The sequence below is a fragment of the Cellvibrio sp. genome (assembly GCF_039207905.1).
GTDB lineage: Bacteria > Pseudomonadota > Gammaproteobacteria > Pseudomonadales > Cellvibrionaceae > Cellvibrio.
In genome coordinates, this window is record NZ_JBCECX010000007.1 from 1 (window position 1) to 20,976 (window position 20,976).

Sequence of the window (20,976 nt, forward strand, 5' to 3'; positions counted from 1 at the left end):
CCACTACACCGTATGGAGACGGCTGACTTGTGCAAGTCGTACGCGAAATACAACTGCGATTATTTTCATAACCCCAACCACTCGGCGTTGTAACACAAAGCGGATAATTCGTACCGTACCAATTACATTGCTGACCCGTTGCATTGCATGCGGATGCGGATGCGGATGCGGTAGAACTCGCAGCTAATGAACTCGTCGCTGCAATTGAACTTGCGGGCGGAGCACCAACATTGCCAAACGAAATATAACCATTGCAATGCATTTGCTCACTGTTGCCACCGCCACCGCAGCGGCCATTGGTGTAGAACGCAGTATTGACTGCCTGCTGCTCCGCTTGCCGCGTAATACCGTTCACCACAATATAATCAACACGCAAATCGCGGCCTGTTGCATCGTTGGTAAATGCCACACGAATCTCGCCCGATAAATTAGTATTGGCGGTGTATGAAGACATAGCCGTCGATGCCGTCCAGGTATTTACCGTAGTCCCGCCCACTTGCAAGGAGACTGACTCACTTCCCGCCGCACCTTGCATACGCACTTCAATCTGGTTGGGAGATTGCGCATTACTACTGGTACAACCGAGCAGTAATGACCCAACCAACATCGAACCGGAAAAAAATGACGATAACCAACGCGATGCCCGTTGCGGCATCCTGCTTGATGCCGCTGTTATACATTGCCGTTTGCTCATAATAAGTTCCTCGTTATTGTTATTTCTCAAATTAGGCGCAATCACCCACGAGCACACTCTTGGCATCAGGGTGATGCTGCTGTGCCGCTGACTTTTTAACTTGTACACAAGAGTGCAAGATAAAAAATAATGCACAAGAAAAAGCTAATTAGCAAACAAACACTGCCTAGCATGAGCAATATGTCGCGTAAATTTTATGGAAGGGAGTTTTGGGAATAAGCAGATGGGCGGTTAATGCAGGAAAAACAAGCAAAAATAAAACTGATGAAAATTTTATTATCTATAAAATTAAAAACATATCTTTATTAACATCATTACTCCCGGAAATTTCCGGGAGTAATGAGATAACACGGTCTTACTGGATGGTTTTCAATTGGAACTTCTGGCAAGGAGTATCGTACCAATGCCCCTGCGCAAATGGCGTGTGATCAGCAACACCGCAGTTGGCGAGATCCAGAGGCAACGTACTTTTGCGATTGGCAAGTCTTACTGTTCCGTCTTTTAGGAAATCCACTTGCCATTGCGCGTGCACATCGCCGCATTCTGCAAGCTCAACACCTGTGCCAGGAACAATCGATTTGCGAATGACCGATAAGCATAATTTCGGATTCGCTTTTGATTGCACCCTGTAATAACCATTTTCGACATGAGCAAAGTTCCACTGCTGCGCATCCTGATCTTTCCATTCTACTTGCTCAATGATACTACCGGCTTTCGTAGCTCCAGCCGGAGTTACTGCTCTACCACTCTGAACACTGGTGATTGCAATATCAGCCACCGGTTGAATACGCCATTGCACGCAGGCCAATTTTTTCTCGATCAACAGCGGAATATCATCAACCGATTTTTTTCCTGCCTCCAATTCCGGCTCTTTGCAATCAGCAAAACTGAGTTCCTTTTTCGATTGCGCATTTACAATCGTCAACCAACCTTGGTGATAGGGATTCAATTGCCATTGCTGACATTGTTGGTTGTGCCAAGGTGATGCGTTTAATTCACCTGCAGTGCTATTAACACATTGTTCATTACCCTCACCAAAAAACAGGCCGGATTCACTTACCAAACGATAATTGCCTTGAGTGGTGTAATCCAATGTCCATTGTGCTTGTTTTACATCACAGGCCGCTGCAATTACTTTGCCATTCTCATCCAGTGCAACACATTTATCATTTGCTTTACTGACGAGTTGAACTTTAGTGCCCTGCACTTTTGTTACTAGCGGACCATTTTCACCTGAAGGTGATTCAACTGGAACACCGGCTGCAACTGGCTCACCAAAATTCGGTGTGTCATCCGCATTCCAGGTAAATTTTTGTGCTCGTACTGAACGTGTGCTGCTGCAACCTTCCAATTCACTCGCGTTACCGTGGTAAATCAACCAGTCTTCGGTGCCATCGGGTGATTTGAAAAAGCCGTTATGACCTGGGCCGTAAACGCCGTTGCCTCTGCTGAATACCGGTTTATCGAATTTATGCCATGAATCCACTTTTAATGGATCATCACCCACCAATTCGATTAATCCCAATTTGTAATCCGGTGTATTGCAGTAGCTGGCTGAATACACCATAAACGTTTTGCCGTTACGTTTTAAAATTTCCGGACCTTCGTTTACTTTTCTACCGGAGAATTCCCATTCGTATTGCGGACGAACAATTAATACGCGCTCACCTTCAACAGTCCAGGGATTACTCATTTTGGAAATCCAGATGGTCTGCTCATCGCCCACCCACTGTGACCAGAGTAAATACAATTGGCCGTTATGTTCCAGATAATTACCGTCGATATTCCAGATATCCGGCATAGGTGAACCCTTGTAAGTGTATGGCCCCATAGGATCATCACCCTGACTTTCCACCACACTTAAATGTTGACGATCAAGGTTTTCAGCGATGCCCGAGGTGTACATCACATACCAGCGATGTCCCTTTTCTGTTTTCAGGCGATGGAATTCAAACGCCCAAAAATTACAGCAACGCCCCAAATCACTTTCAGACCAAATATTAATTGGTGTTGCTGTAGCCAAGCCACCAAGGGTCGGCGACTTGCGCATTACCAATTGCGATGTCCAGGTAGTCGTTGTTAAATAATAATTACCATCAAAATATTCCAACCAGGGATCAGCACTGTTAGGGAAAATCGGGTTGGTAAAGGTGTTAACTATCTCTGCCGCTTGTTTTAATGCGGCAGGGTCATTTTTCGCTGGTGCGGTTTCAGCTTGCACATCCGAGGATTTTTTTGCATCGCACCCAACTAGCAGTGCAGGTAACAATAACGGTAAAAACAAAAGTAATAGTAGCTTTCTCATTTTTTCTCTCTCTAGTTACATCTTTAAAATTTTAGTTATTTAAACAGGATCACAAAACCCGCGTTAGATCTCAGGTTAATAGTCTGTGGACTTTTGTTGTCGATTTCACTCTGCAAAAAGCTGCGCTCGGTATCACCACTGGTGATCAGGACGCCTTTTTTATCACCAGCGAAACTCAAATCGAGTGTCAGGCTTTTACTTTCTTTTTCTGCATTAATACCGGCGATATACCAGGCATCTCCCGCTTTGCGCGCAATGACGGCAAATTTGCCCGGATAGCCATCAATAAATTTCACATCGTCCCACTCACCCGGTAATTCGCGCAGGAAATGTTTTACGTAATCCGGCGCAGTCGCCATACCTTCAGGGATTTCCGCAAAATGCTGGATGCCGGAAATCATCAATACTGATTCCGCCAACTCAAAAGAATTTTCAGTAACGCGTTTAATATTGGGAATATCGCCAAATACCATGGGCGTAAAATCCATAGGATCAAACAAGTTGCGTGTAAACAAAGCTGTTGCAACATGCTGTGCAACAGGGTCCTGATCTGCCTGGGTGAAGGTAGTAAATTCAAATCCTTTAATGGATTCCATGGTCATCAAATTGGGATAAGTGCGCTGCCAACCGCGCGGTAATGTTGCACCGTGAAAATTGACCAATAACTGGTGTTGCGCAGCATCTTGCAAAATATCAAGGTAATACTGCATAAAGGATTGGCCATCACCGCCGAAGAAATCGATTTTTACGCCTTTTACGCCCATCTCATGCAAGCGTGCAAACTCGGCACTGCGCTGCTCATGAGTTAACAATTGGCTTTTAGGTGTATAGGGCGATTCATTCCAGGCACCGGAGGAGTTGTACCACACCAACACGCCGATATTTTTTTGCGCGGCATAATCAACCAATTCTTTTATTTTGTCGTAACCGATTCGTTTATCCCATTCCACATCAATCAGGATGTAGTCCCACTGCATATCGGCTGCATAGTCGATAAATTGTTTTTGCGTGTCGTAGTTGACCGAATCGTCTTTTAATATCGCCCAGCTCCATGAACTGTGGCCGGGTTTAATAAAGCTTTGATCTACGTTAATCGCAGGCAGTGCCAAATCAGTACCCAGGGTTGATTCCATAACTTGCGTAAGGGCACCCAGGGTAATAATCCGCCAGGGAGAAACCAGATCATTTTTACTGTTTGCAAGCAGTGCGCCTTTTTCACCGGATTGTGAAATAAAAAATTCTGCAGCTTGTGGCGGTGCCAACACATATTGGTTTGCGCTTGCGCCCTGCTGTAAATGCGAACCATGCCAGCTGCCGTCGATACCGGTTTCACTGATAACTACCCATTGTTCGCCAGTTTTAAATAGTGCAGGAAAAACCCAGCCTTGCCCCAGTTTTGCTTCAGTACCTACCGGCACTTCAATTTGATAATGCTCTTCATAAGAGGGATTAGTATTACTCCAACCAGTTTGCGCAACTGACATAGGTTGCAGCCAGGCCTTTGCATCAGCCGCTAAGGTAAAACCGGTGATTTCTTTTACAAATTGTTTATCGGCGATTGCAGAATCAGCTACTGAGTAGCGGAAAGCAATGCCATCATTTGAAACACGAAATATCACCGACAGCTTTTGTTGTTGCGTATTGGCAATGGAAAAAATCTGTTCGTTTGCGCTGTAAGTAATATTGCTTTTTTTACCCACACGCATTTGATAAGAGTCAGTGACTTGGGTAATGGGCGATTGGTTTTCTATTTTCACGCCTTGGGTAAAATCGGCCGCAGTTAATGCCAACCCCAAGGGAGATTCAAGAATGACTGTGCGACCTGCATGGTCGACACTATAGGCCAGGGCATTTTGTTCGGTTACAAATACTTTTACGGTTAGTTGTTTATCGGGACTGGTCAATGCTTCGGGTGCTTTTTTACTGCAGCCAACAACGCAAAATATCAACCCGATAGCGAGCAAAATAGTGCCTGTTATTTTCATTCTTACCTCGTTTTTTTCTTTATAAAGCGATAGTGAAAAATAGTAAAACTGTAGCGCTGTTATCGCGCTACAGTTTTTATGCATAACATCCTTTACTTCAAGCGAGTCAAACTAAATTGTTGATTGGTTGCGCCCGTCGCATTCCATTGAATTATTTGCGCACCATTGGCAGTACTTAAGTTCAATACGTCCAGCGGCAAATTGCTCAGCTGTGATTTAATCGTGTAATAACCACTGCTGTTGGTCAGGCTCCACTTCTGCCCTGCACCGCCCCAATAATCCCACTGGGCGATATTGGCTCCTGCAGTAGTGGAGTTGTTGTATACATCCAAACTTTTCAGGCTTGCTGCATTGATCAGGCTGTAATAACCGGTACCCTGATTAATTACATACCACTGTTGTGCGCGATACGAATTCCAGGTTTCCTGTTGGATCATTGCGCCGTTTGCGCTGGATTTCGCTGCCGGTAATAAATCTTTGCCGCTGTGACGCGCGGTAATGCGATACAAACCATCACTCACTCCACCACAACTCGCCACCGAAAAACTGCGCGTTAATGTTGGCCAGCCGTTGCTGTAAGTCATTTTTAAAATATCGAGCTTGGCTGCGCCGTTATCATTTAAATCGTAATAGTGAGTGGATACATAATTGCAGCCGTCTTGTTTCAGTACACCGATGTGGCCAGGCCCCTTGTATTTACCATCGGTATTCGGCAGCAATGTGCGCACATCGGTGTAAGGACCGTAAACAGAAGTGGAGCGCGCAACCTGCACGTAGTAAGTGCTGCTCGCACCGTTGCAACATGCACCGCGGTTGATAAACAAATAATAGTAATCGCCATTGCGAGTAATGTAAGGCGCTTCGATATCCGCGTGATTGCCGCCGTAAATTTTGGTCACACTGCCATTTAATTTCCCGGTGGATTGATTAATCTCTGCCAAGCCAATGCCGCCAAAGAATGAGCCGTAACTCATATAAACTTTGCCGTCGTGATCGCGATACAACGCCGGATCAATCGCATTGATTTCCGCACTACCGCCGTAAGACTCCACCACAATTCCCAAATCCTGCCAGCTTGGTGAGGTCAGCGATTCTGAACGCACCACACCGATTGCCGAATTCGATGAACCAAAAGTCGATACCGAATAGTAGAGATAGTAGTAACCATTCATATGGATGATATCCGGCGCCCAGAATGAGCCGCCGAAGTTTGGGATCTTGCTGTAAATCCACGAAGGATAAGAACTGAATACCGGACTTGGGCCGCCAGTCCAGGTGGTCAGGTTGGTCGAGGTGGAATACCAGATCCCGGTGCCGGTAGTGAAATGGAAATAAGTATTACCATCTTTGGTGATAGCGCCCGGGTCGTGGGAATTAATAAGTCCGGAAAGGGTAAGCGCGGAAGCCGTGAGACTGCAGAGCCATAAGCCGATGCCGGCCAGTAAATAATTGTACATAGTGGTCACCTGTTCGTTATTGTTAGCAGCAGGGTTGTGACTGATATTGTATTAATATTATCAGACAATTAATTCTACCCAGAAACCAACAATCAGGCCAAGGCTTTTTGGCGATCTTTACAGTCTGGCGGCCAGATAAACCCTCTGTGTGTTAACGCACCGCTTCCCACCTTTCCGCCGCTTAAGCTGCATATGACAGCCTTTCAAATAATGTTTAAAGGAGAAAAACATGGATCTTATTATTAACCTTATCGTCTACCTCGTTGTCTTCGGCCTCATCTGGTGGCTGGTTTCCCTGCTGCCTTTGCCCGCGCCAGTCGGCCGGATCGTACAGGTGTTATTTATCATCTTGCTGATCATTATTATCCTCTCGGTGTTCGGAATCCTTCCTGGCAGCTACCTACCACGACTTAGTCTCTAGCGGGATTAACCGCATAAAAAAGCCCCACTTTCTAACGAAAGTGGGGCTTTTTTATTGCATTAACAATTACTTCACCGACAACTTAAACACAGTACGAGTTTTATATTCATCACCGGGTTGCAACACAATCGACGGAAATTGCGGTTGGTTGATTGAATCAGGAGCGTGTTGTGGCTCCAGGCAAAAACCGGTGCGCTGTTTGTAGTTCACGCCTTTGCCGGTTAATGAGCCATCGAGGAAATTACCGGAATAAAATTGCACACCGGGCTCTTCGGTAAACACTTCCAATACGCGACCACTGCTTTCCTCTTCTACACGCGCCGCCAAAAATAATTCTTTGTAGGTTTTTTGATTAAGCAAAAAGTTATGGTCGTAACCAACACCATATTTGATTTGATCGTGGTCTGCATTAATGAGTTCACCAATCGTACGCGGGCTACGGAAATCAAATGGGGTATTCACAACCGGCATAGGCTCACCTACCGGGATTTGTGCATCATTTACTGCATTGATGTGGTCGGCATTGATTTGAATTTTGTGGTTGAGGATATCGCCGGTTGCTGCAAGATTAAAATAGCAGTGTTGGGTAAGGTTAACCGGTGTGGCTTTGTCGGTAGTAGCCAGATAATCAACTGTTAATTCATCGTTGTGCGTGAATTGATAAGTAACGGTGACATCCAGGTTACCCGGGAAACCCTGATCGCCATCTTCGCTCAGTAAATGCAATTTCAGGATGGGGCCGTTAGCATTCTCTTCAGTGATCGCACTCCAGACTTTTTTATCAAAACCGATTGGTCCGCCATGCAAATTGTTGGAGCCATTATTGGCAGTTAGCTGATAGGTTTTGCTATCCAAAGTGAATTGCGCCTTCGCAATACGATTACCGACGCGGCCAATTAGCGCACCAAAATAAGGGCCAACATCCAGATAAGGCGCGAGGGTATCGAACCCCAATACCACATCAGCAAGCGCGCCATTTTTATCGCGCATGTACCACTCGGTGATGATGCCACCGAGGGTGATAATTTTTATGCTGCTACCTTGTTTATTGGTCAGGGTAAATTCAGTGACTGCTTCACCCGTTGGTGTAGTGCCAAATAATTTTTGAGTAATTGCCGCTGTAGTTGTCATTGCCAGTTAATTCTCGCGCGTTAATTTCAGAAAAAAATAATCTTAATCGGGCTTGTCCTGCCCAAAATCCGGAAAGCCATCGCTCGTCCAATTGAGACGGCGAATATAGGTGTGGCGATTGGGGTCGGTGAGCGGAGTGCCCTGCAACTCTAAATAATCGCGTGCATGATATACCATAATGTCAGTTTGACCATCATCACCCAGAGTGAAACTATTGTGGCCGGGGCCATAGCGTTTCAGATCCGGATTGCTTGCAAAAACCGGGTTGGGCAATTTGTGCCAGGAAGCCGCGTCGAGCAAGTTGCTATCGGCATCCGCCCAGAGCAAACCCATTGCGTAGCGATGATCAGTAGCGCTGCCCGAATAGCTGATAAAAATTTTGCCGTTGCGCTCAATCACTGCTGCGCCTTCATTCACTTTGTAGCCCTGAATTTCCCAATCCAATTCCGGCCGCGAAATTTCAGTTTCGATTTCACCCACTTGCGTCGGCGAAATTAAAGTGGCGATATAGAGTGCGGAATTCAATTTTTCTTCCGGATCTTTTTGCGCCCACACCAGATAGCGCTGGCCTTTGTGCTCAAAGCTGGTGGCATCGAGCGAAAAAGAATCGCGCGCGGTTTTTACGCGCCCCAGCTCTTTCCACTCGCCAATCATTGGATCAGGAGATTCATTTGCCAATACATACATCCGGATTAACCAAGGCTTTTCTGCATCAGCAGCAGCGACATAGATGTACCAGGTGTTATCGAAAAAATGCAGCTCCGGTGCCCAAATGTTTGCGCCCATTGCTCCTGTTGCGTGTTTGCGCCAGATCACTTTCGCCTCGGCATTTTTTAAACCTGCGAGCGAATCAGCACTGCGTAATTCAATGCGATCAAATTCTGGCGCCGTAGCGATAAAATAATAATGTCCCTCCGGCGTGCGATGGATAAAGGGGTCGGCGCGCTGTGCAACAAGACGCTGGGCGACCAAGAGCTCAGACGCGGGTATGGCGGCGCCTTGGCTACTACCTTGATTATTAGTTTGCTCATCATTCGATGGCGTATCTGTATTATTGCCACAGGCGACTAATGCTCCGGTTAGGATCAGGGTTACTACACTGGGTATCAACTTCATGGATTTACCTCGGCCAGCTTTACACCGGTTAACTGTTATTCGTTATAGATTAATATTATATTACATATTCTTAAGAATTAGACCAATATGAGAGATCGCTATGCAATTCATTACGAATAACACCCCACCTGCTTCCACTCGCCAGCGACCGGCAAAACTGCTGCTTGCGTTAGCCTTGGTATTCATCGCGCCTTTCATCAGCGCCAAACAAGTCGATGTGCATGACCCGGTGATGACTCGTGAGGGCGATACCTGGTATCTGTTCAGCACTGGCCCCGGCATCACCATTTACAGCTCAAAAGACCGCGTAAACTGGCGCTTTTCAGACCGCGCTTTTGCCACTGAACCCACTTGGGCAAAATCCATTGCCCCCAGTTTTGACGGGCACCTTTGGGCGCCAGACATTTACTTTCACAACAACCAGTTTTATTTGTATTACTCCGTATCCGCCTTTGGCAAAAACACATCTGCAATAGGCGTGACGGTGAATAAAACCCTGAACCCGAAATCGCCAGACTACCGCTGGGAAGATAAAGGCATAGTGATTCAATCGGTTCCCAATCGCGATTTATGGAATGCGATTGACCCTGCGATTGTTGTGGATGAAAAAGGCGTTGGCTGGATGAGCTTTGGCTCGTTCTGGGGCGGATTAAAAATGTTCAAACTCAACAGTGACTGGACTCGCCCTGCCGAGCCACAGGAGTGGCATAGCATCGCAAAGCGCGAGCGTTCAATTTTAGTTCCCGATACTGACGCGCGCCCCGCACAAATTGAAGCGCCCTTTATTTTGCGCAAAGGCGATTACTATTATTTATTCGCATCCTGGGGGCTCTGCTGCAAAGGCGCTGAATCAACTTATCATTTGGTCGTTGGTAGATCCAAAAGTGCGACCGGCCCTTATCTGGATAAAAACGGAAAAGACATGAATGAAGGTGGCGGCAGTTTATTGATCCAAGGCAATAAAAATTGGGTCGGCCTCGGTCACAACAGCGCTTACACCTGGGATGGAAAAGATTATTTAGTACTGCATGCCTATGAAACGGCAGATAAATATTTGCAGAAGCTAAAAATATTGAATATTAATTGGGACAAGGATGGCTGGCCTGTAGTTGATCCAAAAGAATTGGACAGCTACAAAAGCAAGCGGCTGAAATAATCTGAACAAAAACCCCAACCACACTTAAAGGAATAAGTGTGGCAAGCCACAGACGCCCCCCACCGCTTTTTCATAACTTTTCGATCATACATATTCCAGTTTATTAGAAATAACTCTTTGTTTAAAAAACCCAAGGCGACTAGGCTTTAGTAATTGCCATCAATCCCCGGAAGGGAATGTTATTTTTAACGGAGATATTTATGTCCAGAGAAGCACTATTACGCGAAGAGCAAGGCGAGACGGCGCATGAATTAGCGGAGCTTTTACGGCTCGGGCAAGAAATGGGGCGCCGCTTGAGCAATGAAACTCACGGTGAAATGTATGACGATGTGCGCTTGCTGATCTCGCTGTTGCATCAAGTACGTGCGCAAGCGGATTTGATCGATGCCAAATTAAATTCTGCTGATCCGGTAATCGAGTTGATGGCACGACGCCAACATCACTGAAAGCCACAGCATCATAAAAAAGCCAGTGCGACTGATTGCAGCACTGGCTTTTTTATTGGTCAGAAAGATTAAACGCGACGACGCAATAAGCTCATCCCGATTAACCCCATCAACATCAACACCAAGCCTGATGATTCGGGCACACTCGCGGCATTCACAGTTACGGTAAAGTCATCCATTACCCATTGATCCCATCCTGCCAGATTGCTGTAGATATTCAATTGATCAATGCCAGACCAATCCAATTGAATCCAGGTTGGAGAATCATTTGCCAATGCAATTGCTGAATCCAACGAGTAAACCAGCACACCATCTAACCAACCTTCAAAACTGATTTCATGGAAATAACCACCGAACCAAGCAGCAGTAAAAAATGCACCGATAAAATCAAAGCTACCTTCTGATGCCAGGGAAATACTCACATCGGATGCAAAAAAATTAAAGGCTGCATTACTGCCAGAGACAACGCCCGCCTCATATCCACTACCAGGAAATTCGCTATTCGAGGAGCTGCCAAGCGTAGTCCAGTTAAAACCTTGGTATCCATCAGCAATCGCATCAAAGGGATTGCCGGACAAATCATCAAAATCAATTACTGCAGCAGATGCCAGTGATGTGCATAACAATAAATAAAAACCTAACATTATTTTTTTCATAACAGACTCCGTTAGTCGGCAAAGGCACTTTCATTCGAAAGTGCCAACGATGATTGATAAATTTATTTTTGCTTTGCCGATTACAAAGCCAGGGCTTGCACCTGGGCATCGGTCAATGCGGTTTCGTAGATGCGCAACTCATCCATCAAACCTTTGTAGGGTGTATCCCACCAGTTCACACCAAGCGAGAAAACACCGCTATTGGTGGTGAACACATTGGGGAAATTAGCACCGCTGAATTTTTTGCTTCCATTCACATAGACATTGACTGCGCCATTGTTAACGGTAAATGCCACGTGTGTCCATTGGCCGACGGGAATATTCAAACCCAAACCAGCGTCATACCAGGCAGTACCCGACCACAACATGGTTGCACCGCTCACCCACTCGTGTCCCATCGGCAATAAACTTACCCATGAATCACCATTTCGCGCACCAAAGAAGGTGGTGCTGAATGCAGTAAGTTGATCCGGCTTCAACCAGAGAGAAACGGTGTAAGTATTTTTTCTGATAATGCCATTTGGCAAACGCACGCCGGTACTGCCATTAAAGACAGCAGCAGAACCAGACACGCCTGTCGCATAACTAAGAGAGCCACCTGCGGTATCAATAAAAGAACCACTCACTGAACCAGCCGCAAGCACACCAGTTGAATCAGTTAAATTATTATTGAATGCATAGTGCGCTAACAAACCACCCGCCGTTTCTTCACGCACCACTACCGTAAATGCTTTGGTGGTAGTTGTAGCGCCTTTTTTGATGGTCGCTGTTAGCGTAACAATTGCATCACCATTCCCATTGGCAGGGCGTTTAATGACGCCGGCATTACTAACAGCCGCGGGGTTGGATGAACCCCAGCTAATGGTCGAATTGCGGGCAGCGGTAGTTACCAAATTGATATTGGCAGTAACAGCCGATGTATCGCCCAAGCTCAATTCCGTTTTAATTGCCGCAACAATTTGTGCATCGGTTTTTTTCGCCAGCTTGCTACCAAAAATCGCCACGCCTTGATTGGATAAAGCAGTAAATGTCAGCGCATAAGTTTTTGCGGTTTCATCCCACTGATTCAGCAACACGCCCTTGTAAGTTGGATTGCCATCAATGTTGATATCGATTTGATTGTCACCAACCAAGGTCCAACTACCAGTTACTGCACCGCTAATCGCACCATTGGCATCCAGCGATATCAGCTGCGAATTTTTGATGTTCGCAGAAATATCTTTACCGTGATTGACCAATAAAAAATCACCCGGAATAAAATCGCGACGAACAGTTGCCAAGGTTTCATTCGCATAGCGATAGGGTGTAATCAACGGCCAGCCGTCGGCATTCATCACCAATTGGTGCGCGCGGATTTCATGAGCCTCACCACGTTGCGGGAAGCGCGAATGGAAAATAATAAAATGTTTTCCGCTTGCTGCATCGTAGTAAGCCGAGTTGTGACCGGGAGACACATAACCAGTTCCGATACCAGTGCCCGTCTCACCCAATTTGCGTTCGAATAAAAAATTGCCCATCAGCTTCACACCAAAAGGCGCAATCGACGCATCATCAAAAATGGGGAGCGATGCATTGGCTTTTACATTCACCATGTTATTGCCTTGTGCATCGTAGTAAGGGCCATCGGGATTTAATGAGCGCACCACGCGAATGTTGTAACCGCCCACTGCATCCAAACCACCAAACGACAAAAACATGTAGTAGTAATTGGTTTGTGGACTATGGAGAACGTAAGCGCCTTCGATACGGCTGTGATTACCGCCAATTAAACGCTTGCCGTAACCCTGGCCAGCCAAAGGTTTGCCAGTAGCAGTGTCCAATTGCAGGATAAAAATACCGCCCGAGTAAGAGCCGTACACCATCCATAATTTTCCGCTCGCATCAAAAAAAGTATCCGGGTCTACTGCGTTCGGATGTTTGCGCGCGTCATAAACAGTTCCGTCTTCACTTGCCAAATTCCACATGCCGGACTTCAGGAAAATGCCTTTGTTTACGTAGGGGCCATCGACCTTATCCGCGACAGCAATACCCATTGCCGAACGCGGTGAATCGCCTTTGCAGGCGTTGTAGTACATATAAAATTTGCCATCTGCCAGTTGGATAACATCCGCAGCCCAGAGGGTATTACTTTCCGCCCAGCTAAAAGTCTCCGCGAGCTCAGTGACTACGTTGGTGAATAGCGGATTGCTTGCGCTCACACCATCGGCAATCGAATACCACTTCAGTAAATCGGCTGATTTTGCGGCGGCCAGATGGGAACCAAAAACGTAATACTCATCCGCCACCTTGATGACCGATGGGTCGTGTACCGAGGCATTCACAAACGAAGGAACAACCGGCTGGACTATTTGCGCCTGTACATTAGCTGTACCTAAAGTTATCAGGGATGCCATCAATGCACCCAAACGCCAAAGCTGTAATGGGGTCTTCATTTCTCCACTCCTATTATGATTATTTCTCTTTTATGTATGACAAATACAAATTCAAAGGACGACAAAACCTGTCCGTCGATTGATCGACAGAAATGAGCTGAGCCTTTAAAAATGGATAAAACAGGTTAGAACGAGGTAGAGCGCTTATTTTTATAGCGATATCAGTGTGTCATGCGATATTCCATTAATCAATTTTATTTTATTATTATCTTATAATTTATTATGGCGATAATATCGGCTTTTAACCACAACCTATAACCAAAAGCACCAAGGCCAATGAAGAACCAAGTGACAAGCAGAGTTAAGAGGATGGACGCGGGGGGAGTCGTCTACTAGGCTGAAGATCATATATATCACTCCACCCAAGCTACTTCCCTTAATGTTAACTATCTTCGTTACCAACCCCGATCCGGCACAACTAATACCGGGTTCCTACAATCTATGGCTGGTGAGCCTGTCAATCCTGATTGCCATAGGTTCGTCCTATATCGGCTTACAGATTGCCGCCATGGCGAGCCGGGCACCTAAGGGACTCCACGCCCAAATTGCACTACTCACCGGTTCGCTGGCAATGGGTGGCGGCATTTGGTCGATGCACTTTATTGGTATGCTCGCCTTCCGCATTGGCGACCACGTGCATTACGACCCACTGATTACACTCAGTTCGATGGCACCCTCGGTATTTGCCTCCTGGGTGGCACTGCAATTGTTAGCAAGCGAAACTATCAGTCGTAAGCGCTTGCTATTAGGCGGCCTGTTGGTAGGAGCAGGAATTGGCACCATGCACTATTCCGGCATGGCGGCCATGCATATGGATATCGCGCTTAAATACGACCCCCTGTGGTTCGCCATCTCCATTTTGGTGGCAGTGCTGCTAGCGATACTCGCACTTTGGATTCGTTTTGGATTACATGAACAAAGCTGGTTGAGTGACCTGCAAAAAAAACTGCTCGCCAGTACGGTGATGGGTTTTGCGATTGCAGGCATGCACTACACAGGCATGAAAGCCGCGCGTTTTATCGGCATCGCCAACGACACGCTGGACACCACTGAAAACCATATTTTCCTCGCTTCTATTATCACTGCGACAACTATCGCGCTGAGCGTGTTTGCACTCGCAGGAAATTTGTTGCTGCGTTATCGCCAGCTGTACAACCAACTGCAGGGCAGCGAATCGCGTTTGCGCGAGCGCGAGCAGCAATACCGCAGCTTGATCACCAACATGCCCGGCATCACTTTTCGCTGCGAGTTAGCTCCGCCTTGGCGTACGTTGTTTATCAGCGATGCAGTGCTGCGCCTGACCGGCTGGAAAGCAGAAGATTTTATGGCCGCACGCATTCATCTGGGTGATGTTATTCATCCCGACGATATGGAGCGCATTGATAAACAATTGCACGATGCGCTATCGAACAAGCGCTCATTCCATTGCGAATATCGCATCATCCATCGCGGCGGTGCAGAGCATTGGGTATCAGAAACTTCCTGCGGTGTTTACGACGAGTCCGGCAAAGCCGTGTGGATTGATGGGGTGATTATCGATATCACCGATTCAATTCGCCGCGCCAACGAATTTGAAGGTGTGGTGCAGGCGATTGGTCGCTCGTTATCGGTGGTCGAATTCGATATGAACGGCAACATAGTCGCCGTGAATGAAAATTTCCTGCGCCTGACCGGCTACATCAAAGGCGAATTGCTAGGCCGTCACCATCGCATTCTCTGCTCGCGCGAAGAAGCCAACAGTGAGGACTACAAAACGTTCTGGAAAAGTTTGAACGAAGGAAATTTCCAGAGCGGCGAATTCTGTCGCATTGGGCGCGAAGGTAATTCCATCTGGATTCAGGCAGCCTATAACCCCATCCTGAATGTGGATGGTAAGCCCTGGAAAGTATTCAAGGTTGCGATCGACCTCACTGACCGCAAAGCCATGGAGCGCGACTTACTGATCGCCAAAGACCACGCAGAAGAAGCTGCCGTAGCCAAGGGCATGTTCCTCGCCAACATGAGCCACGAAATTCGCACGCCGATGAATGCCATCATCGGCTTCACTGAATTATTAATCGACTCACCGCTCAACCCCATTCAACACAAACACATGCAAACCGTTCGTCACTCCGCGCGTTCGCTGTTGGGATTATTAAACGATATTCTCGACACTGCCAAACTGGAACGCGGCGCACTTGAATTGGATAACCGCTCATTCTCGCTCAAACATTTGTGCGAACAAATTCTTGCCGAATTGCAATTACAGGCCGATAAAAAAGGCTTGGGGCTGAATCTTGAATACCCATTTACAACACATGACTATGTTGTCGGCGACGAACTGCGTATTCGCCAAATATTAATCAACATGCTCGGCAACGCGATCAAATTCACGCTGCAAGGTGAGGTTCGCCTGAAGGTTAACAACACGACTGACGGTATACAGTTGCAAGTGATTGATACCGGTATCGGTATTGCAGCCGACCGTATTGATCACATCTTCACGCCCTTTACCCAAGCTGATGCTTCAATGGCGCGCCGATTTGGCGGCACTGGATTAGGCACCACTATCGCGCGCCAGCTAACGGAACTTATGGGCGGGACTATTAGTGTCACTAGCGAAGAAGGTCGCGGTAGTTGCTTCACTATTTTGCTGCCACTCACAATTGCACGCGCGAGTGACTTGCCGGAAAAATTGACTAACGCACAATTACCACCACTCAAAATTTTGATTGCCGATGATGTGCCACAAAATATTGAAGTGCTCGAATTGATGCTAACCCGCGATGGCCATCACGTGCGCACCGCCAGCAACGGCTTGGACGCTTGGGCAAAATTTCAGGAAGAAATGTTCGACATTATTTTGATGGATATCCAAATGCCGGAAGTGGATGGCTTGCAGGCCGCTAAAATTATCCGCGACTGGGAACAATTACAGCAGCGCGAACCCACACCGATTATCGCGCTCACCGCAAGCGTGTTACCCAAAGACCAACAAGATGCCCATCAAGCCGGCATGAATGGTTTCGCCTCCAAACCCATCGATAAAGTTGCGCTCTACACTGAAATTGCACGCTGCCTGAATTTAGGCAATACCGATCAATCCGCCCGCACAAAAAATATCAGCGTGGGATCAGCATCTGCCGTTATCGACCTGATAAGTGCGGAGGCACGCTGGGGCGATAGCGAACGCCTCTACAAAGCCATCGCGCAATTTTGTGAAGAGTGCAAACGCAATCCGCTGCAAGAAGGCGATAGCGAAGCCCGCTCGCTTGCACATCGTTTTAAAGGTGCCGCGGCCAATCTCGGGCTTAATCAAGTCACACAAATTTTGGCTGATATCGAACAAAGCGCTGAAGTGCAAACACCACAATTGGCAGCGCTGGCACTTGCGCTGGCAGAAGTAGAAGCGCAACTGCGTACACATTTATTACCATCGTCAACAACGATAGCAGAGCAAACAGAAACAACACCGGTTCCCATTGCGTTGCTGCAACGCATCGCCACTGCCTGCAAACATTCTACACTTGATGATGAAAGCCTCGGACAATTGAAAGACTTGTTGCCTGCAGGGCACTGGTCAACATTGGAAGATACTCTGGATCAATTTGATTTTGATGCCGCAACCGCCCTACTGGAACAATGGATGAACAACGCCAACTGGGTTTTAAGAGACACAAAATGATCCCACACCGCGACAGCCGTCCCACACTGTTGGTCGTCGATGACGAACCATTAAACTTACAAGTCCTGCGACAAATTTTGCAGCAGGACTATAAACTGATTTTTGCGCGCGATGGAGAAAAAGCTCTAGCGCTTGCACAATCAGAACGACCGCAATTAATTTTGCTCGACATCATGATGCCCGGCCTAACCGGATTGGAAACTTGTCAGCGGCTGAAACAAAATCCGGATACGCAAAATATTCCGGTAATTTTTGTAACCGCACTTGCCGATGACCGCGATGAAACCGAAGGCTTTGCTGTCGGCTGTGTCGATTACATTACCAAACCAGTGAGCGCACCTATTGTGCTCGCGCGAGTTAAATCGCAATTATCACTCGTTAGCGCAGAAACACTGCGCGAAACGCGCTTGCAAATTATCCAACGCCTCGGGCGCGCAGCAGAATACAAAGACAATGAAACCGGCCTGCATGTTATTCGCATGAGCCACTACGCCCGCGAAATCGCATTGGCCGCCGGAATGGGCGCAGCCGATGCTGAAGAAATATTTAACGCAGCCCCCATGCACGATGTCGGCAAGATGGGCATTCCCGATGCAATCTTGCAAAAGCCGGGAAAACTTACCCCCGACGAATGGGAAATCATGAAACAGCACGCCGCTATAGGTGCAGAAATTATTGGCGATGATAATTCAAGTCTGTTGCAAATGGCCGCCCGCATTGCACTTTGTCATCACGAAAAATGGGATGGCAGTGGTTATCCAAAAGGCTTGGTTGGCGATGCAATCCCTATTGAAGCGCGCATAGTGTCGCTCGCCGATGTATTTGATGCACTCACCAGCAAACGACCCTACAAAGAACCCTGGACGATTGAGGATACAACTAATTACATTCTCGCCGAATCAGATAAACAGTTTGATCCGGAACTGGTTGCCGCCTTTAACATTGCACTGCCAAAGATTATTGAAATTCGCGCACAGCTGCTTGATCCGGATATCCCCTAAAAATAAAAACGCCAAGCTTTAATAGGCTTGGCGTTTTTTAAACGGTAGATGCTAATCGTTAACGAAGTAATCGAACACCGTAAATCCCACCGGCAACAGAACCTGGCACAGCAACAAATTTTAATGTGTATTTACCCTTCGCTGTTTTCACTAACTCCGCTGGAATTGCATAATCCACCGTGAAAAACTCTTTGGCATTGCCGGTAGATTCAACCTTGGCAATCACGACACCGTTCATCTGAATTTCAAAGCTGCGTCCCGCATCAATTCCAGCATAGGTAATTTGCAAAGTTTTGGCTTCGCTCTGCTTATCATTTAACTCGTAACTGAACCAGGCGCGAGTGTGACGCCAATGGCGACCATTGTATAAACCGGCTTCGCTTTGCTCACCTTTGTAAAAGTGATCTGACTCAGGTTGCTGCTCTCCCGGCGCAACCTGATCAATCGTTTTCGCCTGTAATGCAATGCGCTCTTTCTCAGCTGCAGCTGCCTTTGCCCGTGCTTTTTCAACATCGGCCGCCGTGGTGTATGGCCAATAAATGGCGTAGCGCGACTCGTGCAAACGGAAGAACGGAATGAGCTCAATGTTTTGCATTTGCTGGCCGTTGATTAAACCTGAGGCATTAAACGTAAGCGGCTTTCCAGCTACCGGCTTTAATTGCTGGATAAATTCTTTGCTGTTACCCAGCAAAAAGGGGGCTGCTTCAAGTGGACACATTTGGCCGCTGGCGATATGCCCCATGCGTGAATCATCGCCAAAATAATTGATTTTCTCATTGGCAAAAGGCTGGGTTTTGGCCGCAAGTACAATCGGGCCGTGCAGAATTGCATAGTAGTTGGAACCATCTGGCATTTTTTCCAACTCGCTGTGCATCGGTAATGTCAGCTCAACTTTATCGCCTTTTTTCCAGCGGCGCTCAAGTGCAATAAAATCGCCCGGCTTTTGTTGTACTTCCACTTTTTTGCCGTTTACACGCAACTCCAATTTACCTGCAGTTACCCAACCCGGATAACGCAATTGCAAACGAAAGCGCGCTGCCTTTTCAATCACAATCGAAGTGATTTCACTGTCGGGGAATAACGTATTTTGAGTCAGGCTAATGCCCTGCTCTTTCCACTCCATCCGCGATGGAATAAATAAGTTGATAAATACTTCCGGCGACTGGCGCACTTTTTTATCGCGCGCGTAAATAAACTCTGCGTATTTGGAGTGACTTTCCAAACCGGAACCAACACAACACCACATACCATCATGCACTTGCGAATACACGCGGTAATGGTTAGGGCGCATAGGGGTGAAATAAACAAAACCGCCCGTCGTTGGATTTTGTGAACCGAGGATATGGTTGTAGAGCGCGCGCTCGTAATAATCCACGTACTTCATCTGTGGCGATTGTTTGGTACCGGATGACAAGTACAACAACTCCGTCAGTTTTAACATGTTATAGGTATTGCAGGTTTCCGGCCCTTCCACTTCATTGATCATCGGCTCAAAGTCAGCAGTATCATGGAAGTGCTCTTTCACACTGTTGCCACCTATAGCAACCGTGCGTTTATCAATTACGGTTTGCCAGAAAAATTCAGCCGCTTTATTCCAATCACTATTATTCGTTGCATCGGCGTAGCGTTTAAAACCAATCACTTTGGGAATCTGGGTGTTCGCATGTAAACCAGTGAGTTGGTCTTGCTGCTTTTCGAGTGGCTGCAGAATTGCCTGATGAGAAAATGCTTCTGCCAAGGCAAGGTATTTTTTGTCGCCCGTTATTTGTGCCACATCGACAAATATCTCATTCATGCCGCCATGCTCGGTGCGCAGCATGATTTGCATTTGTTCGGGCGACAGGTTTTTTGTTAACTCAATTGTCCAGTCAGATAATTTGACCAGCATTTTTTTCGCATCGTCGTTGTGCGCATAAATGTAAGCATCGCGCAGACCCGCGTAAACTTTATGGATGTTGTACCAAGGGACCCAGCGCTCATTGGTAGAAAAATTATCCGCGCGAATATCGCCTTTGGCTATTTCGCTCCACATTTTTTTGCTGTCGGGAATACCGCCTATATAACCGTTACCCAATTTATCCTGACATTTTTTCAGCTCGGCAACCACGTAATCCAAACGTGCTAACACTTCCTTATCGCCAGTGGATGCATACATCAACGCGAGCGCAGAAACATAATGCCCTCCCATATGGCCATCCAAACCGGTGGACTCCCAGTTACCATAGGTTTCTTTAAACTGTAATCCGGCTTCACGGCGAAACGGCGCTAACAATTTCTCGACATCTAACGCCATTAAATAATCTTTATTGGTATTTTGCGCTTGCAAAAAAGGGCTTGGCAGCAAGGTAACATTATTCAATGGCACCAGTTCCAACGCTGATGCGTTAACACTCACCCCAATACCAATGACAAATAACAGGCGTTTCATTAGTCGATTCATTATTTACACCTTTAACTATAAAAATCTAAAAAGCCAATAATAAAAAAGGCAGCCCTTTCAAGCTGCCTTTCT

The 20,976-nt window shown here is 46.8% G+C and carries 14 protein-coding genes; 5 read left to right on the plus strand and 9 right to left on the minus strand.

Features of this window, described 5'->3' with window-relative positions:
• The 4 genes from AAGC78_RS05565 to AAGC78_RS05580 all read right to left on the minus strand — a co-directional run.
• The coding region (locus AAGC78_RS05565; RefSeq protein WP_435783058.1) for a carbohydrate-binding domain-containing protein at positions 1–694 on the minus strand (694 nt) is incomplete at its 3' end.
• A 355-nt stretch (positions 695–1,049) separates the two neighbouring features.
• The gene (locus tag AAGC78_RS05570; protein ID WP_435783059.1) at positions 1,050–2,999 is read right to left on the minus strand and encodes a family 43 glycosylhydrolase; all 1,950 of its coding nucleotides are present in this window, start codon (positions 2,997–2,999) and stop codon (positions 1,050–1,052) included.
• A 35-nt stretch (positions 3,000–3,034) separates the two neighbouring features.
• Positions 3,035–4,984 (minus strand): glycoside hydrolase family 97 catalytic domain-containing protein, encoded by a 1,950-nt coding sequence (locus AAGC78_RS05575; RefSeq protein ID WP_435783060.1) that lies wholly within the window; start codon positions 4,982–4,984, stop codon positions 3,035–3,037.
• Between the two features lie 92 nt (positions 4,985–5,076).
• Complete coding sequence (locus tag AAGC78_RS05580; protein ID WP_435783061.1) at positions 5,077–6,441, minus strand: family 43 glycosylhydrolase; 1,365 nt, start codon at positions 6,439–6,441, stop codon at positions 5,077–5,079.
• 229 nt (positions 6,442–6,670) lie between these two features.
• Here AAGC78_RS05580 and AAGC78_RS05585 point away from each other — a divergent pair, with 229 nt between their 5' ends.
• Positions 6,671–6,862: a Thivi_2564 family membrane protein gene (locus tag AAGC78_RS05585; protein WP_435783062.1), complete on the plus strand. Its 192-nt coding sequence runs from the start codon at positions 6,671–6,673 to the stop codon at positions 6,860–6,862.
• A 66-nt stretch (positions 6,863–6,928) separates the two neighbouring features.
• Here the strand turns inward: AAGC78_RS05585 and AAGC78_RS05590 are convergent, their stop codons facing one another.
• Entirely contained in the window at positions 6,929–7,993 is a 1,065-nt protein-coding gene (locus AAGC78_RS05590) for an aldose epimerase family protein (RefSeq protein WP_435783063.1), read from the minus strand.
• A 42-nt stretch (positions 7,994–8,035) separates the two neighbouring features.
• Positions 8,036–9,109 (minus strand): glycoside hydrolase family 43 protein, encoded by a 1,074-nt coding sequence (locus AAGC78_RS05595; protein ID WP_435783064.1) that lies wholly within the window; start codon positions 9,107–9,109, stop codon positions 8,036–8,038.
• Positions 9,110–9,209: 100 nt separating this feature from the next.
• Here AAGC78_RS05595 and AAGC78_RS05600 point away from each other — a divergent pair, with 100 nt between their 5' ends.
• A complete protein-coding gene (locus AAGC78_RS05600) occupies positions 9,210–10,265 on the plus strand; it encodes an arabinan endo-1,5-alpha-L-arabinosidase (RefSeq protein ID WP_435783065.1) in 1,056 nt (351 codons plus the stop codon).
• A 200-nt stretch (positions 10,266–10,465) separates the two neighbouring features.
• Positions 10,466–10,711 carry a hypothetical protein gene (locus AAGC78_RS05605; RefSeq protein WP_435783066.1) on the plus strand — a complete coding sequence of 82 codons (246 nt, stop codon included), beginning with the start codon at positions 10,466–10,468 and terminating at the stop codon, positions 10,709–10,711.
• Positions 10,712–10,779: 68 nt separating this feature from the next.
• Here AAGC78_RS05605 and AAGC78_RS05610 read toward each other — a convergent pair whose 3' ends face one another.
• Entirely contained in the window at positions 10,780–11,367 is a 588-nt protein-coding gene (locus AAGC78_RS05610; RefSeq protein WP_435783067.1) for a PEP-CTERM sorting domain-containing protein, read from the minus strand.
• Between the two features lie 80 nt (positions 11,368–11,447).
• The gene (locus AAGC78_RS05615; RefSeq protein ID WP_435783068.1) at positions 11,448–13,799 is read right to left on the minus strand and encodes a LamG-like jellyroll fold domain-containing protein; all 2,352 of its coding nucleotides are present in this window, start codon (positions 13,797–13,799) and stop codon (positions 11,448–11,450) included.
• Between the two features lie 379 nt (positions 13,800–14,178).
• Here AAGC78_RS05615 and AAGC78_RS05620 point away from each other — a divergent pair, with 379 nt between their 5' ends.
• Both AAGC78_RS05620 and AAGC78_RS05625 read left to right on the plus strand, forming a co-directional pair.
• Positions 14,179–17,463 (plus strand): MHYT domain-containing protein, encoded by a 3,285-nt coding sequence (locus AAGC78_RS05620; RefSeq protein ID WP_435783069.1) that lies wholly within the window; start codon positions 14,179–14,181, stop codon positions 17,461–17,463.
• Positions 17,460–18,464: a response regulator gene (locus AAGC78_RS05625; RefSeq protein ID WP_435783070.1), complete on the plus strand. Its 1,005-nt coding sequence runs from the start codon at positions 17,460–17,462 to the stop codon at positions 18,462–18,464. The genes AAGC78_RS05620 and AAGC78_RS05625 overlap by 4 nt, the downstream gene beginning before the upstream one ends.
• A 58-nt stretch (positions 18,465–18,522) precedes the next feature.
• Here AAGC78_RS05625 and AAGC78_RS05630 read toward each other — a convergent pair whose 3' ends face one another.
• Complete coding sequence (locus tag AAGC78_RS05630; protein WP_435783071.1) at positions 18,523–20,904, minus strand: beta-L-arabinofuranosidase domain-containing protein; 2,382 nt, start codon at positions 20,902–20,904, stop codon at positions 18,523–18,525.
• Positions 20,905–20,976 lie beyond the last annotated feature (72 nt).

Coding starts and splice junctions, on each gene's coding strand:
- AAGC78_RS05580 (WP_435783061.1), bottom strand. CDS start 6,441: ATGTACAATTATTTACTGGCCGGCATCGGCTTATGGCTCTGCAGTCTC.
- AAGC78_RS05630 (WP_435783071.1), bottom strand. CDS start 20,904: ATGAATCGACTAATGAAACGCCTGTTATTTGTCATTGGTATTGGGGTG.
- AAGC78_RS05600 (WP_435783065.1), top strand. CDS start 9,210: ATGCAATTCATTACGAATAACACCCCACCTGCTTCCACTCGCCAGCGA.
- AAGC78_RS05595 (WP_435783064.1), bottom strand. CDS start 9,109: ATGAAGTTGATACCCAGTGTAGTAACCCTGATCCTAACCGGAGCATTA.
- AAGC78_RS05570 (WP_435783059.1), bottom strand. CDS start 2,999: ATGAGAAAGCTACTATTACTTTTGTTTTTACCGTTATTGTTACCTGCA.
- AAGC78_RS05625 (WP_435783070.1), top strand. CDS start 17,460: ATGATCCCACACCGCGACAGCCGTCCCACACTGTTGGTCGTCGATGAC.
- AAGC78_RS05615 (WP_435783068.1), bottom strand. CDS start 13,799: ATGAAGACCCCATTACAGCTTTGGCGTTTGGGTGCATTGATGGCATCC.
- AAGC78_RS05590 (WP_435783063.1), bottom strand. CDS start 7,993: ATGACAACTACAGCGGCAATTACTCAAAAATTATTTGGCACTACACCA.
- AAGC78_RS05620 (WP_435783069.1), top strand. CDS start 14,179: ATGTTAACTATCTTCGTTACCAACCCCGATCCGGCACAACTAATACCG.
- AAGC78_RS05575 (WP_435783060.1), bottom strand. CDS start 4,984: ATGAAAATAACAGGCACTATTTTGCTCGCTATCGGGTTGATATTTTGC.
- AAGC78_RS05610 (WP_435783067.1), bottom strand. CDS start 11,367: ATGAAAAAAATAATGTTAGGTTTTTATTTATTGTTATGCACATCACTG.
- AAGC78_RS05605 (WP_435783066.1), top strand. CDS start 10,466: ATGTCCAGAGAAGCACTATTACGCGAAGAGCAAGGCGAGACGGCGCAT.
- AAGC78_RS05585 (WP_435783062.1), top strand. CDS start 6,671: ATGGATCTTATTATTAACCTTATCGTCTACCTCGTTGTCTTCGGCCTC.